The organism is Streptomyces sp. NPDC096324 (genome assembly GCF_044763015.1).
GTDB lineage: Bacteria > Actinomycetota > Actinomycetes > Streptomycetales > Streptomycetaceae > Streptomyces.
Genome location: NZ_JBIWFK010000016.1, coordinates 1 through 18,137, shown reverse-complemented (window position 1 = coordinate 18,137; position 18,137 = coordinate 1). Strand labels below are relative to the sequence as shown.

The window sequence follows — 18,137 nt, the reverse complement described above, 5'->3', positions numbered from 1 at the left end:
GCCGGGCGGTGGGCCGCGCCGGCCGGCCGGAAGCGGTCGGTGGGCCGCGCCGGCCGGCCGGAAGCGGTCGGTGCGCGGGGCGGGCCGGGGCTCGAACCCTCAGCCCACCGCTGCCGTGCCGCTGCGCCAGGCCGGGAGGAGTTCGTCGAGCAGGGCCTCCGTCCGGGGCGGCAGCCCCCGCGCCCCGCTGCGGGACACCAGGTCCGCGGCGAGCCGCTTCACCTTGTCCTCGTCCCCCGTCGCGTGCGTCGCGCGCAGCAGCTCGTTCCACAGCCGCTCGTCCGCCGGCGCCGAGTTCATGGACGCGTTCAGCGCCTCGATCGCCTTCTCCGCCCGGTCCTTCTCCAGATGGAACGCGGAGAGCGCGAGGCCGATGTCCGCCACCAGCAGCGGCAGTTGGGCGTCGATGATCTCGTGGGTGAGCCAGCCGTACCGCCCCTCGGGACGGTCGGCGAGCAGCGGGCCGCGGACGAGGACGAGCGCGTCGGTGAGCAGCCGCCCGCGCACCACCCGGCTGTCGACTCCCTTGCCCTGCGTCGCCTCGTGGTAGAGGGAGCGCAGCACGTCCAGGTCGGAGACGACGGACTTGGCGAGCGTGAGCCGTCCGGTCGCGTCGGAGCCGAGACGGGGGGTGCCGTCGGGGTCGTCGCCGAGCCAGCCGCGCAGCCGCTCGACGAGCGCGTCCCGCACGTCGTCGGTGACTCCGCGCGGCCACAGCGCGGAGGACAGCACGCGCGGGTGCACCCCTTCGCGGTGCAGCAGGAGCAGCGCCAGCGCCTCGTGCAGCAGCGGACTGCGTTCGCCCTCGGGCGTCTCCAGACCGATGATCTCGTACGGGCCCACGAGCCGTGCGTACACGGCGGGCCGTCCCTGCTCGCTGATGTCGACGAGGAACGGCGGGGAGTCGGTCGGACCGTCCGGCCCGCCCTCCGGGTCCGCCTCGACGAAGAGTTCCACGACCGCCCGCTGCTGGGCGACCGGCAGCATCTGCGCGTCGAGTTCGAGGCCGAGGAGCGGTGCGAGCAGCTTGCCCTCGCGGGTGACCTCCATCTCCCAGGCGGCGCCCGGCAGTTCACCGCTCTCGGTACCGACGAGGTAGCCGATGCCCAACCGCCCGGCGTCGGCGGCCAGTTCGGCGAGCTTGAGGGCGTCGACGGGGGACGGCTCGGCGGCGAGGAGGACGAGGTGCGGGGCCCAACGGGTGTGCTGGGCGGGCCCGGTGCGGCCGGTGAGCACGGAGTCGTGCCCGGCGGCGCCCAGCGCGCCGCGCCGCTGCCGTGTCTCGGCCTCCATGGTCTCGACGAGCGCCTCGATGTCGTCGAGGTGGCGGAGCCGGTTGGGCGCGAGCGGCGTCAGGTCCTCGCCGAAGCCGACGAGGGTGATCGTCATGCGGTCCGACCAGCCGTTGGTGGCCAGTTCGGCGGCGACGGAGGCGAAGACGCCCGCGCGGTCGGCCGCGCTGCCGCTCAGCGAGACGATGCCGGGCACGGCCTCCAGGTTGAGCAGCAGCCGCGAGTCGTCCATGGTGCCGAGGCTGACGAGGCCCGGGTAGGGGGCGGCGGTGTCGACCTCCTCGTACCGCTCGGCGTCCGCGCGGGCCAGCATCCAGAACGTCTGGTCCTGGCCGAGCTGCCACGGCGTGGGCGGCTTCCCGGCCGGCTGGGCGAGCTGAAGGTGCAGATCGCCGTTGCCGCCGAGCCAGGCCGCGTAGACGGTCGGCAGCGGGCGCGACTCGGCGGCGAGGGCGGCCGCGAGGCCGCGCAGCGACAGGTCGAGGAGGCGTACGCCCTCGGGGTCGGCGCCGACGAGCAGCGCGTCCTGGGCGTCCTGGGCGGCTCCGGTGGGAACCGGCGGCTCCATGCCCCGGCGTCCGCCGACCGCGCCGAGGGCCGACTGCCACAGGGCCTGGCGGCGGCGTCGGCCGAGGGCGCCGAGGAGGCCCGCGGCGAGGAGGGGTGCGCCGAGGAGCGCCTCGGGCAGTCCGAAGGAGGACCCGCTCTCCTCGGAGGCCGACGGCTCGCTCCGCCCGTCGCGCGTGTCCGGGGCGGTTTCGCCGGAGGAGGCGCGGTCGCCGTCCTGGCCCTGGTCACCACCGGCCCGCTGCTGGGGAACGCGGAAGTGCGTGGTGTCCCGGTCGCCCTGCTCGCCCTGCCGGCCGACGCCGCCGGCCCGCTGTCCGCCGGCCTGCTGGTGGTCGCCGGTCTTCGCGTAGTCGTGGATCTGCTGCTGGACCTGTTCCGGGATACCGGGCCTGGCCTCGGGCATCTCGACGAGCTCGCCGCCGTGCGCGTCGCCGGGCATCTCCATGATCCAGCCGGGCCGGATGAGGCTGGCCTCGGACAGCTTGGACCCGTCGGGCTGCGTACGGTCCTTGTTGAGCTCGTAGATCTCCTTGTACCGGCGCCCGTCGCCGAGGTGGCGCTGCGCGATCTCCCAGAGGGAGTCGTGGTGACGGCCCTCGGGGGGCTGGATCCGGTAGTACTTCGTGTCGCCGTGCCGGGCGGAGGATCCGCCGTCCGCCTGGGAGGCGGCCTGGGCAGCGGCGTCGGCGGCCTGTTCGGCGACGGCGGCGGCTCCCGCGGCGGCCTGCTCCCGCTGCTGATCGAACAGCGTGCCCGGGGTCTGCTGAGCGGCGGCGACGGAGCCGTGCCGGTTGCCTTCCGGGCTCTGGCCGAGCTGGGAGAGGCCCGGGGTGAAGCTCGCGGCGGCGGCGCCGACGAGCAGGAGTGCCGCGACGAGCTGACGGGCCAGCAACTGGCTCGCCCCGGCGCCCGGTACGCGGTTGGGCAGCCCGACGCCCGACAGCGCGGCCTTCATCTCGACGAGGACGCACGCGGTGAACTGCGCCCAGGCCAGCCACACGATGACCGTCAGCACGTGGATGAACGTGCCGACGGTGATCTCCTGCTGGAGCCAGTCCAGCGAGGGCGTCCCGTGCGGCAGCGGCCAGCCCAGGGCGACCAGCGCGCCCGGCACACCGACGAGCAGCGCCAGCAGGGCGACGAACGCGCCGAACGCCTTCACGAAGTCCCCGAACGTCCGACGACGCCGGGGCAGGGGCTGCGGCGTCCGATTCCTCGGACCCGGCGAGCCGCCCGTCGAACTGGAGGTGGTGCGTCGCGCCATGGCGGGTGTCCCGGGGTCGTTTGGGGAGGGCGTGAGTTCGGGGGTGAACCGAGCCTACTGAGAGTCTAGGGAGGGTGTCGAAGGCCGGGAGGACGGCATGGACGGCAGACCGCCCGTTTCATCACCAACCGCCCAGGACAACAGAGTTGCCCCTTCACCCCGGCTTCCGTCACCACCGCCGACCCCCTCACACCCTTCACAACATCCGCAAGAAGGAGACGACCCTGTTCGCGGGTGTCGCAGAGTGGCCATGGCGTCACCGACGGTAGATCCGACGCTTCAGAGCCACCGGGACGGTCGCGTAATCTGCCCCCGAACGAGTCACCTTCATGGCACGCCGAGAGGGGAACCCGATGGCACTGAGGCGTGACGCGACAGCACGTCAGATGCGTCTGGCGACGGAATTGCGCCGACTCCGCGGAGCCGCCGGACTCGCATCGCGTGAAGCGGCCACACTGCTCGGAGTGAGCCCCGCACAGATCAGCCAGATCGAAGCCGGCCTCGCGGGCGTGAGCGAGAAGCGATTACGCCGGCTCGCGGCGCAGTACGTCTGCACGGACGAGGCGTTCGTGGAGGCCCTGGTCGCCATGGCCACCGACCGGACACGCGGGTGGTGGGAGCCGTACCGCGGTCTGCTGCCCACGCCGTTCCTCGACCTCGCCGAGCTGGAGCACTACGCCGCCTTCCTGCGGGACGTCCAGTTCCTTCACGTCCCCGGCCTTCTCCAGACGGAGGAGTACGCACGCGCGGTGTTCTCCTACCGCGTCCCCGACCTTCCGGCCGAGGAGGTCGAGTTGCGTGTGCGGCACCGGATGCAGCGCAAGGCGCTCCTCGACGGCCCCGATCCCAAGCGGTACGACGGCGTCGTCCACGAGGCCGCCCTGCGCATCATGGTCGGCAACCGCTCCGCTTCGAGGTCCCAACTCGCCCACGTGCTGGACCTGTCCGAGGCCGAGCACATCACCGTACGCGTCATCCCCTTCGACCTGGAGGGGTTCGGTGGCGCCGCGAGCGCCATGACCTACGCGGGCGGCCCCGTGCCCAGGCTGGACACCGTCGTGCGCGACGCCCCCCAGGGAGCCGCGTTCATCGACTCCGAAGCCCAGCTCAACGCCTATCGCACGCTGTTCCACAAGGTCGAGGCGGTGTCGCTGGACGCCGACCGGTCCCGCGACTTCATCCACAGGTTGACGAAGGAGCTGTGAAGTTGTCCATGAGCACCCCTGCCAACTGGCAGAAGTCGTCCTACTCGGGGCCCGGCGACGGCGACTCCTGCGTCGAGCTCGCCTCCACTCCCGCCGTGCTCCACCTCCGCGAGTCCGACGACCCGGACACCGTCCTCACCACCACCCCGCCCCCCGTCGGCCACCTGCTCCAGGCCATCCGCACCGGAACGGTGGGCGCACCCCGCTCGTAACAGCCCCTCGACGAAGCCCGGTTCGGCGTTCCACCCGCAATGACCAACGAGATACGTTCACACGTACGTTCTGATGCAGAGGTTGCGGGTGTTACGGGGGAACGCGTGTCGAACAGGCCGCCGGACTGGCACATACTCGACCTGGACCACGACCCGACGCCGGGCGACCCGCAGCGGGTACGCAGACTCGCCGGCTCGCTCCACGATTTCTCCGACGACGTCGCGGACATCCTGCGGGACGTGAAGGGACTGGCCAACGACGACGCGGTCCTGAAGTGGGCGGGCAAGACGGCGGATTCCTTCGCCTCGGAGTTCGAGGACGCAGCAGAAGGCGGACAAGGCGCTGCGCGACGGCAGCCAGGCCCGCCAGGACCTGTCCACGGCGCAGACCTCGCTGTCGGGCGCCGACGACTGGGTGCGCACCGCCACCACGAAGGCCGACTCCTACGACCTGGACACGGTGTCGGCGGCGTCGACAGCATCGCAGGCAGGTTTCCTGGCCGGCCGCCGAGCGACGAAGTTCTCATACCTGGAGTCGCTTACTGATGCGCATCGACGTCGACGACCCCGAGTTGGACATGGGACTCGACCAGTCGCTGACTCACCAGGGTCAGCTGTTCACCGGCGATACCGTCGAAGAGAATCCCCGGACAGGTCAGGTGGTCGCCATGACCATCTATGTCGAGGGTGTGGAGGACGGCCCCCCGCGCGAGTGGTATTCGGACGGAGCGGACAGGGCGGAGGGCCGATGCCGAAGAGGCATTCCGTACGGCCGATGGCGGGACTGGCACCCCAACGGTCAGCTCGCCCTCGAGAAGGAATACGGCGCGCGCGGGATGGTGCGATCGATCAAGAAGTGGTCGGAGAACGGCGAGCTCATCGACGACCGGACCTTCGACGCGTGATGTCGAACGCGGCCTCCGCTCCCCCGACGCCCACCTGGCTGACCACCGCGAGGAGAGCCCGGCTCGACCTGCCTGTGTCCCTCACCACGGACGCCGATCCCCCACGCCATCGGAGGATCTGGGCGTCGCGGCAAGGACGTTCGGCGTGGAGGACGTGCCCCTCGCGCAGGACGACACCCGTACCCTTCGTATGGTGCTGACCCAGACGTGCATCCCGGTCCCGGGAACCACCGACCAGGTCGTGCTCGTCTCCGGAGCCAGCCCGGTGCTGGATCTGGCCGAGGCGTTCCACGACATCTTCGACGCGGTGACCGGCACGTTCCGGTTCGTCTGACCGGGACTTCAGGACTCGACAAGGGGGAACCGACATGGGTGGTGGCGGCAAGAGCGACCTCGCGCTCCCGCTGAGCGAGCTGGAGGACTACGGCGGGCGGCTGCGGGACATCAAGACCCGGCTGAACCACACCAAGAAGCTCTTCGAGTCGTATCGGGACGACCTGGGCGACCACACCGTCTACGACGCCCTGGACGACTTCGAGTCCGGCTGGGAGGACGGCCGCGAGGACATCGGCCAGGCCCTCGACGCCCTGGCGAAGATGTCCGACGCCGTGGTCCGCGAGTTCAAGAAACTCGACGACGACCTGGCCAAGAACGTCTCCGAGGGAATGAAGACGGAGAAGAAGGACGGGGCGAAGTAGTTCGAGAACAGCACGAGGACGGAGACACGGGAATGATCCGGCCCCTGGGGTTCTTCTCCGAGCTTCGGCCCGGGTGGGGGCTTCCCGTGAGCGGGCTTCTGAGGGATTCCGTCCGCCCGGGTGGGGAGCCGGACGAGGCGGAGATCATCGGGTATCTCGGACGCGGTGCCGGCATCTGGGCCGAGACGAGTGCCGGGTCCGACGTCCTGGACCCGGACGGCCCCGTCATGTCCGGCATCGGCTCGCTGTACACCGACGGGACCTGGCTGTGGCGTCAGGACCTGGCGTACTACCTCGGCACCTACCACGTCTCCCTGCCCCGGGATTTCCTCACGCACGTCAGAAAGGCCCGGTACCGGGTTCCGGACGTTCCCGAGACACGGCTGGTGGAGATCCTCACCCGGGACCTCGGAATCGGCATGAACTGAGCGACCACCCGACCAGGCGGGGCCGGGGCCTCAGCCCACCTCGTTCTCCGCCACCGCGCTGCCGTGGACGGTCACGTCTCCGCCGTAGAACATGCCCGTGAAGACCGGCGAGTACGTCAACTGGACCTCCACCTCGACCTGTTCGGCGTCCGCGGTAACGCAGTGGGTCGCCGCGATGTCCGCGCCGGACATGCCCATCTCCCGGGCGAACGCCTTCACCCGGGCGCCGCAGTTCTCGAAGTTGATGGGCGCCGGGCCGTTCTGGTTCTCGTAGAGGGAGTCCAGGTCGATGTCCTGGGCCGCGTACCGGGCCGCCTGCTCGGCGATGTCGGCGGCCCGTTCCCGCTTGGAGATGGACATCCCGCCGTCGATGACGAACGCCGAGAGGGAGAGGAAGACCAGCGCGAAGATGATGACCGCGCCGGCCCCCGAGCCCCGGTCGTCGAGCCGCTCCCGGCGCGCGGCGACCCAGCCACGCAGGGCGAGGGGCGGCCTCCGGCCCGACCGGGTGGCGGCACTCCGTTTCGGCCCCCGTCGCACGGGACTCGGCTTCGGCTCCCGCCGGGCGGCGCTCGGCTTCGGGCACGCCCGCCGGGTCCGCTCCCGGAGCACGGAGTTCAGCTTCATGCCGTCCTCCGGAACGGGTCGAGCGGTGAACTGAATGACGCCTCCAGGGTGGTGGGCACATCGAGGCCGATCATCGCGAGGCCCCGCACCTCGCAGCTCACCTCGACGGTGAACAGCGTGTCCGGCTCGAATCCCGCGCTGGTCTGCGTCACACTCACCGGCCCCGAGCACACGTCCCCGAGGTCGGCCTCGGCCGCCTTCCGCGCCTCGGCCATCGCGGTCGCGTGGTCCTTCTGGATCGAACCGGCCCGCGCGGCGTCCCGGGCGGCGCCGTCCAGCGCGCCGCGGCCGTCGACCAGTTGCCCGAAGGCCACCAGCACCAGGATGAAGAGGATCATCACCGGCGCGAGGATGACCACCTCGATGGTGGACAGTCCCCGGTCGCGCCGGTGCCCGGACACGCGGTCCAGGAGGGCGGCGAGCCGGACCCCGGATCCCGTCACGGCGCCTCCTCCTTCACGAATCTCTCCACCGGCCCGGACGACCGCGCGTGCACCGTCAGGTCCAGCCCCGGGAAGACCGAGGGGACCCTCGCCCTGATCTCGACCCCGACGGTGTCCGGCTCCGGCTGGAGCATCGTCACGTCCGGGGACAGCACCAGCTTCGGGCCGAGCTGGCTGATGTAGCTGTCGACGACGTCACCCGCCTCCCCGCGCCACGCGCCCGGCTGCGCGTCCGCCGTGGCACGGGCCTTGCGGGCACCCGCCTGGGCCGCCGCCTGGGCGACATGGTCCGCGAAGAAGTACAGCGCGAACTGCACCGTCGCGAAGATCATGAAGAACAGCACCGGAGTGAGCAGCACGAACTCGATCGCGGTCATGCCGGAGTCACCGCGGGCGGAGGCCGCCTCCACCCTGCGGCGCACCCAGCGTCGTACCCCTCGGTGTTCGCGCACGCGCATCCCCGCCGCTCAGCAGGTCTTGCCGGCGTCGGCGCCCTTGATGCAGTCGCCGACCTTGTTGGCGCCGTCGCTCAGCGCCGCGTTGATGATGGCCGCGACCACGCCGACGATGGCGACGACGACGGCGGAGATGATGACCCACTCGACCGCGGACGCGCCCCGGTCGAGCTCGCCGGAGCGGGCACGCTGCACCCGGCCCTGGAGGAAGGTGATCAGGAAGTCCACCCCCGGGATCCCGGTGCTGAAGTTCCGTCCGTTCATGGTGAGTTGTCCTCTCGAAGAAAAGGGTTGGCCGACGGGTGGCCCTGCGGGCACCGTGGACGATCAGACCTGGAACACACGCATCGCCGCCGGGAAGATCAGGAAGACCAGGAAGCCGGCGCACAGCAGCAGTTGGGCGACGAGCATCGACTGCGACTTCTCGCCCGCGCTGCCCTCGATCTCGGAGAGCTCGCGGTGGCGCATCGTCTCGGCACGCGAGGCGAGCGACTCCCGCACCTTGGCCCCGTCGTCCGCGACCAGGGCCAGGGACGCCGACAGATCCTTCAGCTCCTCGACACCGAGCTCCTCACCGAGCGAGCCGAGCGCCTGCCACTGGCTGATGCCCGTGATCCGGGCGTCGGCGAGCGCGTTGCGGATGCGCTGCGTGGCCCAGCCGTCCGAGATCTCGGCGGCGGCCAGCAGCGCCTCCGGCAGACCGCGGCCGCCGGCCAGGCTCATCGACACCAGGTCCAGATACGCGCCGATCACCCGTCGCAGGTCGCGGCGCTTGGCCACCGCGTCCCGCCGCACCTCCAGATCGGGCAGGAAGAAGAAGACGACCGCGAAGAGCAGCGCGAGCCAGACCGGGATGATCGGGCTGGTGCCGGCCCCGAGCGTCCAGACGACGGCGAAGAGGAACGGCCCGAAGAAGACACCGGCCGCGGCCAGCAGCACCTTCGTCGCGAGGAACCTCTCCCAACTCCGGTCCAGGACCGCCAGATCGGCGCGCAGCGAGCGCTGTTCCCAGCCCTGCTGGAGGTAGAGCTCGGCGACGCGCAGGCCGACCTGCGCGCGCAGGCTTCCCAGGCGTCCGCTGTCCCGCTGTCCGTGGTGCGCCGACTCGTACGCCGCCCCGCGGGCCCGCATGGCGTCGATACGGGCGACCTGCGCGACCGCGCTGCGCCTCGACGGCATGAGGGCGCGGACGGCGACGTAGACGCCGAGGCCCAGGACGGCGCCGATCAGGATCGGCATGGTCAGGTTCATCGGCGTACCGCCTCATCCCCGGAAACCGGTGTACGGGGCCGCACGAACCGCACGGACGACTCGTCCCGTACCAGGAACCGCTCCGGCGTCTCGATCGTGGACAGCTTGCGCAGCCACCAGAAGCCGAGGCCGAACAGCCCGCACACGCAGGCGAGTACGAGCTGGCCGACCGGGGTCCCGTACGGCTCGACGAACTCGCGGTTGAAGACCGACAGTCCGAGGACGAAGGCGATGGACACCGCGACGACGATCTGCACGGAGCGCCGGGTCGAGGAGCGCTGGGCCATCACGCGCTGCCGCATGTCGACCTCCTCGCGCGCCGACTTGGCCAGCGCTCCCAGCACTTGGCGCAGACCCGGGCCGCGCAGCCGGGCGTTGAGGATGAGCGCGGCCACGATGATGTCGGCGGACGCGTCGTCGATCTCGTCGGCCAGGTGCTGCAGGGCCTCGGGGAGCGGTGTCCGGGAACGCAGCCGGTCCACCAGCGCGTCGAGATGCGGCCGCAGTACGGGGGCGGAGGCGCGCGCCGAGGCCGGGATGGCCTGCTCCAGACCGACCGCGCCGGCGATGGTGTCGCGCAGCGACTCGGTCCAGGACGCCAGCGCCTCCACTCGGCGCATCGCGGCCCGTTCCTCGGAGGCACCGCCGAAGAGCTTGTCCCAGAAGAAGACGAGGATGCCGGCCGCGAGACCGGCGACGGCCCAGCGGGTGAGGAGGAGGACGACGAGGCCGGCGACGGCGGCGATCGAACCGCGCTGTCCGGCGAACCGGATCAGCTCGGCCGCGCGCTCGCTCGCCTTCTGCTTCTCGTGTTCGGGCTTGGCGGGCAGTCCGCGTACGGCGACGGCGAACAGCGCGAGGCCGCCGCCGACGGCGATCCCGGACCCGAGGGCGTACAGGACGGGCAGGGAGAACAGTCCGCCCATGGAGCCGAGCGAGTCGAGGGCCGCGAGCGACGTCGTGCCGGAGGTCCCGCCCGGCGCCGCGGCGACGCTCAGGTGCGGGGCGGCCGCGGTGAGGTGGGACGCGGCTCTGTCGAGGTGCGGCAGGGCTCTGTCGAGGTGCGGCAGGGCTCTGTCGAGGTGCGGCAGGGCTGTGTCGAGGTGCGGCACGGCCGGGGCCACGGCCGTCGTCATGTCCTGGGTCATCGTCGTCACCAATTCCCGCTGCCGGGCAGCCGGTAGCCCTGCGCGACGAGTTCGTCGAGGCAGGCGATGGGCGCGTGCGGGACGATCCGGCCGTCCGGGGCCTCGGCGAACACCTCGCTGGACAGCACCCGTCCGTCGACGCCGTTGACCTCGCGTACGGAGGTCACCATGCGCTGGAGGCGGCCGCCGGACTCGTAGTCGTTGCGCCGCTGGATGAAGACCACGAAGTTCACCGCGCCCGCGATGAGCATCTGACTGGCCTCGATGGGCAGTCGCTCGGACGCCTGGAGCGCGTACGTGGAGATGCGGTTGAACACCTCGCTGGAGCTGTTCGCGTGGATCGTGGAGAGCGAGCCGTCGTTGCCCTGCGACATCGCGTTGAGCATCGTCACGATCTCGTCGCCGAGGACCTCGCCGACGATGACCCGTGAGGGGTTCATACGCAGCGAACGGCGGACCAGTTCGGCCATGGTGATGGCGCCCTGGCCCTCGGAGTTGGGCAGCCGCTCCTCGAACGCCACGACGTTCGGGTGCAGTTCGGCGAACGTGTCGAGGCCGAGCTCCAGGGCGCGCTCGACGGTGATGAGCCGCTCGTGCGGCGGGATCTCGTTGGCGAGCGCGCGCAGCAGCGTCGTCTTGCCGGCGTTGGTGGCGCCCGCGATCATGATGTTCTGGCGGGCCCGGACGGCGCAGGCGAGGAAGTGCGCGACCTCGGGGGTCAGGGTGCCGTTGCCCACGAGGTCGGACATGAAGACCTTGCCCAGGCGCGCGCGGCGGATCGACAGGGCGGGCCTGCGGGTCACGTCCATGACGGCGGAGAGCCGGGAGCCGTCCGGCAGCCGCAGGTCGAGCTGCGGGTTCGCGGAGTCGAAGGGACGGGACGACAGACCGGAGTACGCGCCGAGGACCTGGATCAGCTCGACGAGCTCCTCGTCGGTCTCGGCGACGGGGTCCCCCTTGGTCTCCCGGCCGTCGGCGTAGCCGATGAAGACCTCGTCGTACCCGTTGATGTCGATGTTCTCGACTTCCGGGTCGTCGAGGAGCGGCTGGAGACGGCCCACGCCGAAGAGCGCGGCGTGGACGGCGGCCGCGTACTGCTCCTCGGTCTCCGCGTCGAGCGGGGTCCGGCCGAGGTTGATCTCCGTACGGGCGTGGTTCTCGAGTATCTGGGCGATGACGGCGCGGGCGTAGTGCCGTTCGTCCTCGCTGGACATCGGGGTGACGCCGCGGACCTGGTCCTCGCGGCGCTGTTCGGAGATGCGGTCGCCGGCGTCCTGCCGGAACCGCTTGACGAGCTGGTGGTCGACGGTGGTCATCGGCCGGCTCCGGCGGCGGGCTGTCCGTGCCCGGCGTTCGGTCCGTCGGCGGGTACGGACCAGGCGGCGCCGTACTGCTGATACAGATCCGCGGTCACCTTGCGGGCCGAGCGGATGAGCAGGGACTTGTCGAGGCGCCCGCGTCGGCGTCCGGACAACTGGGCGGCGCCCGCGGGGTCGTCGGCGATGGTGCCCACGACGCGGGCTCCGGTCTGGGCCGCCACGAGCATGTCGTTGACCTGGTGGACGAGCTTGGCGGAGTCGCCCGGGTCGGCGACGAGGACGACGCCGATGAACGGGGTGGCGAGTCCGCCGGCGCCGCGCGGTCCGCCGTGCAGCTTGGCGGTGAGGGCGGCGGCCCGGTCGCGGACGCGGGCGATGGCCTCGGGCTCGGTGCGGGAGAGCAGGAGCACCAGGGCGGCGTGCGGGAACAGTTCGGCCGCCGGGGTGTCCCCGCTGATCCGGCCGCAGTCGGCGATGACGTCGGCGGGCGCGTTCGGGGAGTCGGCGAGCTGCGCGAACGCCCGGCCCAGGGTGGGCCAGAGTCCGGCGAGGCCGGCGGCCTGCTCGGCGATCCCGAGTCCGACGAGGACGTCGAGTCCGCCGCTCAGCGGCTGTACGTGGTCCCAGAGCTGGTCGGGGACGAGCCCGCGCCGGGCGGTCGCCGCGATCGAGAGCATGCCGGTGTTCGGGTTCAGCGGGCCGCCGTGGGCCGCCGCGCTCCGGTACACGAGGTCGCCGCCGGCCGGGTCGGTCTCGGCGAGCAGGACTCTGCGGGGCCAGACCGCCGCGAGTGCCACCGCTGCGGTGGTGACTCCCGGGGAACCCTTGTCTGCGGCGAGGGCGATGAGCGCCATGTCTGTCTACTCACTCGCCTCTAGTTGCCGGGGACGATGACGAGGGCGACCTGGCCCGCCGAGGCCGCGGCGGTGACGGAGGCCGCCTGGCCGCTGTCCACCATCAGGGTGACGGGCAGGTTGGTGCTGCTGATCGTGCTGTCCGTGTCGTTCTTGACGGAGATGACCTTCGCCTGCTCGACGATGGGCGCGCCGTCCGCGCTCGACGAACCGGAGGAGTTGGACGGGCTCGACGCGCGACTGCCGCTCGTTCCGGTGTCGCCGACGCGGTAGACGGCCACCGTGTCACCGGACTTGATGCCCGAGGGGTACTGGCCCTCCTTGAGGGAGACACCCACGGAGGCCTTGCCGGCGGGAAGCTCGGCACCGGAGGCGAACATGTCGCCGATGACCACGGTGCCCTTGTAGATCGTGGACTTGGCCTTGAGCTTCTTGAGCACGGCGAGCTGGTTCCACTTGACGTAGTGGATGGAGGCGTCGTCCGCGACCAGGACGGAGGTCACGTGACCGTCCACGGACTCACCGGCCTGGATGTCGCTCGTCACCTTCACGACCTCGACACGGTGACCGGCGCGCAGCACGAGCATGGTGGCCCCGAGCGCGCCGACGAGGATCAGGAGCACGGCGAGCGCGGCCAGCGCGGGTTTGCGCTCGCGAGGCGGGGTGGGAAGCCGCTCGCCCATCGCCGGCTGGGCCGACGTGGCGGAACGGTTGTTGCCCGCCCCCGTACGCTCTTGGATCCTCACGCGACCGCTCCCCGTACACCCAAGAAAATGTCTGTCAATTCACGAGCCAAGTAGGACACTTCGCCCCCGATCCCCTTTACGGGACGGACCGTGCGACCTGGTCGAACTTCCGGCGCCGGGGCGAGTGTCAAGCCATGGCACCGTATCAGCCGCACATAAGCCCCTCAAGGCGCGTCAAGACCCCTGAAGCGCACCCGACTCGACGTTATCGACGCGCAACGACGGCCGTTCGGTTCCGTGTTGGGCCCGGCGGCACGGGCTGTCCGTCGGCTGTGCGCCAGCGAATCACCGCCGCCGGCCGGAACAGCCGTCACGGGCCGTGCACGAGGCCTGCACGAGGTGCTCACGGACGAGGCGGGTGGAGAACCGGACTCAGAACCCCCAGGGAGCGGGATGAGGCTTGACCGCCGGGTCCTCCGACCAGACCAGGCGGGCCTCCAGGTCGTCCCCGAGGAGCTGGGTCAGGCGGTCGACGGCCCAGGCGTTCCACTGCACGCCGACGGGGAATTGCGGCACGCGGAAGGAGGGCAGGGCCAGAGGGAGGGCGTCCGGGCGGAAGACGGTCTTCTGCATCTCGCCGGTCGCCTTCTTCGGCTGCGACGAGGCACGGGTGTCCACGCAGTCGACGACCTGGTCCACGAGGTGGAGCAGGTAGGCGTCCGCGGACGCCCCTTCGACACGGACCGGAAGCAGGCTGCCCGACCTCTCCAGATCCTCCCGCAGCCGCTCCGCGAGCGGGCCGGCGAGGATCGGAGCGCCGGGATAGTCGGACGCGAACTCGGCCTCGCGGGCCTTCGGATCACCCGTCCACTCCGCCGCGAACGCGGTGGGCCGCGGCGCCCGGTCGCCCTGGAACTGCCAGCGCTTGAGATCGATGAGCGAGTCGTCCAGACGCAGGGTGCGCAGGTTCCGGGCGCTCGGCATGAGCCGGTACACGGCCAGGGGTTCGGAGTTCATGGAGGACATCATCACGCCGTCCAGTAGGCGGTGCTCGGCACCGCGGTGGTGACGCCGGACAGCTCGGACTCGATCTGCCGGCCGATACTGCGCAGTTCCCTCCGAAGCGTCGTGCGGATGGCGCGGTCCCCGAAGCCCCGGGCGACGCGGTCCGCGACGACGTTGTGCAGATGGGCGTCGAGGCGGCCGAGGAACCGGTTGCTGTGCGTGAAGTTGTGCGGCCTCGGATGCCCCAGCGGGATGCCGTTCGCCGCGTCGTTGATGTCGACCTTGTACTTGGCCAGGAGTCCCCGCATCCGCGGGCCGCCGCCGCGCGAGAACCCGGAGGGGACGATGTGGGCGGCCGCCTGGCCGGGTCCCACCGCGCGGCCCTCCTTCGCCATGTTCTCGCCGAGGATCTTGGAGCACTGCTTCAGTCCGAGATAGTCGGACCACAGCAGCGGGTTGACCACGTAGCGGCGCGGGTTGGGCCCGGCGTCCATGCCCAGCGGATCGGGGCTGAGGTAGACGGCCGACGCCGGGTCGTAGTGCCGGAAGCAGTTGTGGTGCAGCCCCGTCTCGGCGTCGTGGTACTGGCCGGGGAAGCGCAGCGGGGTGGACGCGCCGGAGCCCGGCGCCGTGTCCGACCCCGGGTCGGGGACGGTGCCCAGCCCCCACAGTGTGGTGTCGCCGCGCCAGACGATCACGCCGGTCTCGTCGACGAGTTCGGTCGGGGTGCCGACCAGGTCCGTGACGATGGCGAAGAACCGTTCGTCGACGACGTCCTGGGGCGCTCCGGACAGGGTCGTGCGTTCCGTCTGGGTCAGGGGGCGGGTGTCGTCGCGCTCCCAGGTGAGCGTCGTCTCGCGGTCGGCGCCCCCGTCCGGGCCGGCCACCCGGCCGGTCTGCTCGACGAGGTGCGGGCCGTCCCACACGAAGCGCGTCTCCTCGGCGACCGTGACCCCGTCCGCCGCGAGCCGCCGCTTGGCCACACGGCGGCCGAGCGCATCGTGGAGGTAGCGCCACCGCGTGCCGTCCGGCGTGGTGACGCCGACGAGCCGGTCCTCGGCGTCCCAGGAGTAGCGCCAGACGTCCGGCTTGCGCGACAGCCTGGTGCGGCGGCGCAGGATCACGCGGCCGGCGTCGTCGTACTCGTAGTGGACGGAACCGGCACCGACGAGGCGGTTGCCCGCGTAGGCGCGCGCCCCCCGCGCCTCGGGCTGGTCGCGGTGCGCGGGCCAGTCCGCGCCGGTCACGTTGCCCGTGCCGTCGTAGGCGTACGACTCGGTCCAGCCGGCGGCGCGCACCGCGGTGACCTGGCCCAGGACGTCGAGATCGAACGTGCGCCGGCCGGCGGCCGGGTCGTCGACCCCGGTCAGGTTCCCGTCCGCGCGGTAGGTGTACGTCCGGCGGGCCGGCGGACGGGAGGAGCGGGTGTCCTCCAGCGTCTGGGAGCCGAGGCGGTCCCCGCTGTCCCATGCGAAACCGAGGGTGAGGCCGTGCCCGAACGCCCGGGCCGTCTCGCGCCCCGCGGCGTCGTAGGAGGAGGTGAGGACGTGACCCGAGGCGCTGAGCGCCGTGCGGTTCCCCGCGGCGTCGTAGGTGTACGTCGTCGTGGCACCGGCCGGTGTGACACGGCGGACCGGCCGCCCCGCGGCATCGTACGAGGTGGAGAGCTCCCGTCCGTCCACCGCCTCTCCGGCGATGCGCCCGGCCTCGTCGTAGCGGAGCGTCAGGGTGGTGTCGGGGCCGGCGGCCCGCAGCAGACGGCCGCCGGGTGTGTGCGTGAACACCGTGGTCCGGCCGTCCACGGTCTTCTCGACCTGGTTGCCCACCGCGTCGTAGGCGAAGGTGGTGCTCTGCCCCAGCGGGTTCGTCCGGCCGGTGAGCCGGCGCGCGGCGTCGTAGACGTAGCGGACGGTCCGCCCGTCGAAGTCGGTCTCGGACGTCGGGCTGCCCACCGCGTCGTAGGTGTAGTCCCAGGTCAGCCCGCGAGGATCGGTGACCTGGCAGAGGCGCAGCTCGCTGTCGTGGCGGAAGGCGTACCGCGCGCCGTCCGGTGTCGTGCGCGCGGTCAGCAGATCGAAGGCGCCGTACTCGAACCGGGTGACCCGGTCCAGCGCGTCGGTGTGCGTGAGCCGGTTCCCCTCGCCGTCGTACGTCCATGCCTCGGTCGATCCGTCCGGGCCCGTCCGGGCGGCGAGATGTCCCTCCACGGTCCATTCCTGGCGGGTCACCTCCCCGACCGGGTCGACGACGGCGGTGACCCGCCCGGAGGCGTCGTACCCGAACCGGGTCTCCGCCCCCAGGGCGTCGGTCGCGGAAACGATCTGTCCCGCGGGGTTGTTGACGAACCGCTGGACGGCCCCGAGCGGATCGGTCACGGAGGTGACGGCGCCGGTGCGGTCCCGGGTGAACTCCGTGGTCGTCCCGTCGGTGTCGGTGACCGACGTGCAGTTGCCCCGCTCGTCCCACTCCTGTCGTACGACCGTGCCGTCGTATCCGATGAGCTCGACGGTCAGGCCCTGCGCGTTGTAACGGGCCGCGGACACCGTCCCGTCGGGGAGCCCGACTTCGGCGAGCCGGCCGAGGTCGTCCCACTCCATACGCGTGACCTGCCCCAACCGGTCGGTCCGGGAGGTCGGTTGATCCCGCCGGTTCCATTCGTGGAACTCGGTGTGGCCCAGCGCGTCCGTCTCGGCGATCAGTTGGTACGCGTCGTTGAACTGATAGGCGGTGGTGTGCCCGAGGGAGCTGACGGCGCGGGTCAGGTGCCTCTCGTCGTCGTAGTCGAAGGTGTAGTCGAGGATTCCGTGCACACCGTTGACGGCGACACAGCGGCCTCCCTCGTCGTACGTGTACCGGTACCAGGCTCCGTTGCGGTCCTCCCAGCCGGTGAGTCGGCCGCGGTCGTCGTAGGCCAGCTTCAGCGGCCGGCCCGAGGAATTGCGGACCTCGGTGAGACGGCCGTGCGTGTCGTAGCCGTACGTCATCAGGGTCGGCCGCGCGGGGTCGCTGAGCAGGGTGAGGTTCACGATCCGCCCCGACGCGCAGGTCACGCCGACGCGGTAGCCGCCCTGGTGGGCGATCTCGGCCGGGCTGCCGTCGGCGGCGTACTCGACGGTGATCGTGTTGTCGTTCCGGTCGCCGATCACGGCGAGGGGCAGTTCCTGCGGCGGCCGGCCCTCCCGGGGCCGGAAGCTCAGCGTGCGGCCCGTCTCCGGCTGGCTCACCGTGAGGGTTCCTCCAGGGCCGCCGTCCCAGCTCAGCGGCCAGTGCGGACCCTCCACGGGCAGGACGGGCACGTCCGGTTCGGGCACGGGGTAGGTGAGGATCATGCCATCGGCGGCGAAGAACCGCACGCCCGTGGCGTCGAGGACCAGTCGCTGGTCGAGCGTGGAGGTCCAGGCCCGCCCGAAGTGACGGCCGCCGGTCAGACCGGTGCGGTGATGGCGCTCCAGCACCAGGGGCAGTACGCCGTCCAGGGCCACGTCCGTCTCGGACATCACCATCTGGCCCGTCGCCATGTCGACGGGATCTCCGCAGGTGAAGAGCTTCTTCATCGGACGGCTCAGGGAGCGTGCGCTCTTGCCGAACCCCTTGGCCCCCAAGGCCAGGCCCTTGAGGCCGGTCTTGCCGAAGGCCTTGAGGCCCTTGAGTCCCTTGGCGAGTCCGCCGAGGGTGGTGAGCCCCTTCATGCCGGGGATGCAGTCCAGCGCCGCGAAGGCCACATCCCAGAGGGACGCCTGGCCTTTGGAGTACTTGTACAGCGTGTCGGCGAGGA

At 71.5% G+C, this 18,137-nt stretch carries 18 protein-coding genes and 1 pseudogene; 7 read left to right on the top strand and 12 right to left on the bottom strand.

What is annotated here, in order from left to right:
• Positions 1-99: 99 nt before the first annotated feature.
• Positions 100-3,126, bottom strand: coding sequence for a BTAD domain-containing putative transcriptional regulator (locus ACIQ7M_RS33900; RefSeq protein WP_403651434.1), 3,027 nt, complete (start codon positions 3,124-3,126; stop codon positions 100-102).
• Positions 3,127-3,479: 353 nt separating this feature from the next.
• On the opposite strand from ACIQ7M_RS33900, the gene ACIQ7M_RS33895 reads away from it, so the two are divergent.
• The 7 genes and pseudogenes from ACIQ7M_RS33895 to ACIQ7M_RS33865 all read left to right on the top strand — a co-directional run bounded on the left by ACIQ7M_RS33895 (position 3,480) and on the right by ACIQ7M_RS33865 (position 6,574).
• Positions 3,480-4,331 carry a helix-turn-helix domain-containing protein gene (locus ACIQ7M_RS33895; protein ID WP_403651432.1) on the top strand — a complete coding sequence of 284 codons (852 nt, stop codon included), beginning with the start codon at positions 3,480-3,482 and terminating at the stop codon, positions 4,329-4,331.
• A gap of 8 nt (positions 4,332-4,339) precedes the next feature.
• The gene (locus tag ACIQ7M_RS33890; RefSeq protein ID WP_403651430.1) at positions 4,340-4,543 is read left to right on the top strand and encodes a DUF397 domain-containing protein; all 204 of its coding nucleotides are present in this window, start codon (positions 4,340-4,342) and stop codon (positions 4,541-4,543) included.
• Between the two features lie 39 nt (positions 4,544-4,582).
• A complete protein-coding gene (locus tag ACIQ7M_RS33885) occupies positions 4,583-5,089 on the top strand; it encodes a hypothetical protein (protein WP_403651428.1) in 507 nt (168 codons plus the stop codon).
• Entirely contained in the window at positions 5,089-5,448 is a 360-nt protein-coding gene (locus ACIQ7M_RS33880; RefSeq protein WP_403651586.1) for a toxin-antitoxin system YwqK family antitoxin, read from the top strand. Before ACIQ7M_RS33885 ends, ACIQ7M_RS33880 begins: the two co-directional genes overlap by 1 nt.
• A 115-nt stretch (positions 5,449-5,563) precedes the next feature.
• Positions 5,564-5,782 (top strand): annotated as a pseudogene (locus ACIQ7M_RS33875) (hypothetical protein); the annotation flags it as partial.
• A 34-nt stretch (positions 5,783-5,816) separates the two neighbouring features.
• A complete protein-coding gene (locus ACIQ7M_RS33870; RefSeq protein ID WP_355761813.1) occupies positions 5,817-6,146 on the top strand; it encodes a hypothetical protein in 330 nt (109 codons plus the stop codon).
• Positions 6,147-6,232: 86 nt separating this feature from the next.
• Positions 6,233-6,574, top strand: coding sequence for a hypothetical protein (locus tag ACIQ7M_RS33865; RefSeq protein ID WP_403651426.1), 342 nt, complete (start codon positions 6,233-6,235; stop codon positions 6,572-6,574).
• 30 nt (positions 6,575-6,604) lie between these two features.
• On the opposite strand, the gene ACIQ7M_RS33860 is transcribed toward ACIQ7M_RS33865, so the two are convergent.
• The 11 genes from ACIQ7M_RS33860 to ACIQ7M_RS33810 form a co-directional block, all read right to left on the bottom strand.
• Positions 6,605-7,054 carry a Tad domain-containing protein gene (locus ACIQ7M_RS33860; protein WP_386978983.1) on the bottom strand — a complete coding sequence of 150 codons (450 nt, stop codon included), beginning with the start codon at positions 7,052-7,054 and terminating at the stop codon, positions 6,605-6,607.
• Positions 7,055-7,197: 143 nt separating this feature from the next.
• Positions 7,198-7,644: a TadE/TadG family type IV pilus assembly protein gene (locus tag ACIQ7M_RS33855; protein WP_403651424.1), complete on the bottom strand. Its 447-nt coding sequence runs from the start codon at positions 7,642-7,644 to the stop codon at positions 7,198-7,200.
• Positions 7,641-8,021, bottom strand: coding sequence for a TadE family protein (locus tag ACIQ7M_RS33850; protein WP_386978980.1), 381 nt, complete (start codon positions 8,019-8,021; stop codon positions 7,641-7,643). Before ACIQ7M_RS33850 ends, ACIQ7M_RS33855 begins: the two co-directional genes overlap by 4 nt.
• A gap of 90 nt (positions 8,022-8,111) precedes the next feature.
• Positions 8,112-8,363 (bottom strand): hypothetical protein, encoded by a 252-nt coding sequence (locus tag ACIQ7M_RS33845; protein WP_028805786.1) that lies wholly within the window; start codon positions 8,361-8,363, stop codon positions 8,112-8,114.
• Positions 8,364-8,426: 63 nt separating this feature from the next.
• Positions 8,427-9,350, bottom strand: a complete 924-nt coding sequence (locus ACIQ7M_RS33840) for a type II secretion system F family protein (RefSeq protein ID WP_403651421.1) — start codon at positions 9,348-9,350, stop codon at positions 8,427-8,429.
• Complete coding sequence (locus ACIQ7M_RS33835; protein ID WP_355761924.1) at positions 9,347-10,276, bottom strand: type II secretion system F family protein; 930 nt, start codon at positions 10,274-10,276, stop codon at positions 9,347-9,349. Before ACIQ7M_RS33835 ends, ACIQ7M_RS33840 begins: the two co-directional genes overlap by 4 nt.
• Before the next feature lie 227 nt (positions 10,277-10,503).
• Positions 10,504-11,814, bottom strand: coding sequence for a CpaF family protein (locus ACIQ7M_RS33830; RefSeq protein WP_386978901.1), 1,311 nt, complete (start codon positions 11,812-11,814; stop codon positions 10,504-10,506).
• A complete protein-coding gene (locus ACIQ7M_RS33825; RefSeq protein WP_355761795.1) occupies positions 11,811-12,671 on the bottom strand; it encodes a hypothetical protein in 861 nt (286 codons plus the stop codon). The genes ACIQ7M_RS33830 and ACIQ7M_RS33825 overlap by 4 nt, the downstream gene beginning before the upstream one ends.
• Before the next feature lie 20 nt (positions 12,672-12,691).
• Positions 12,692-13,417 carry an RcpC/CpaB family pilus assembly protein gene (locus ACIQ7M_RS33820; RefSeq protein WP_403651418.1) on the bottom strand — a complete coding sequence of 242 codons (726 nt, stop codon included), beginning with the start codon at positions 13,415-13,417 and terminating at the stop codon, positions 12,692-12,694.
• 372 nt (positions 13,418-13,789) lie between these two features.
• Positions 13,790-14,374, bottom strand: a complete 585-nt coding sequence (locus ACIQ7M_RS33815; RefSeq protein ID WP_403651416.1) for a hypothetical protein — start codon at positions 14,372-14,374, stop codon at positions 13,790-13,792.
• A gap of 11 nt (positions 14,375-14,385) precedes the next feature.
• Positions 14,386-18,137: DUF6531 domain-containing protein (locus ACIQ7M_RS33810; RefSeq protein WP_403651414.1), on the bottom strand; the 3,752-nt coding region annotated here is incomplete at its 5' end.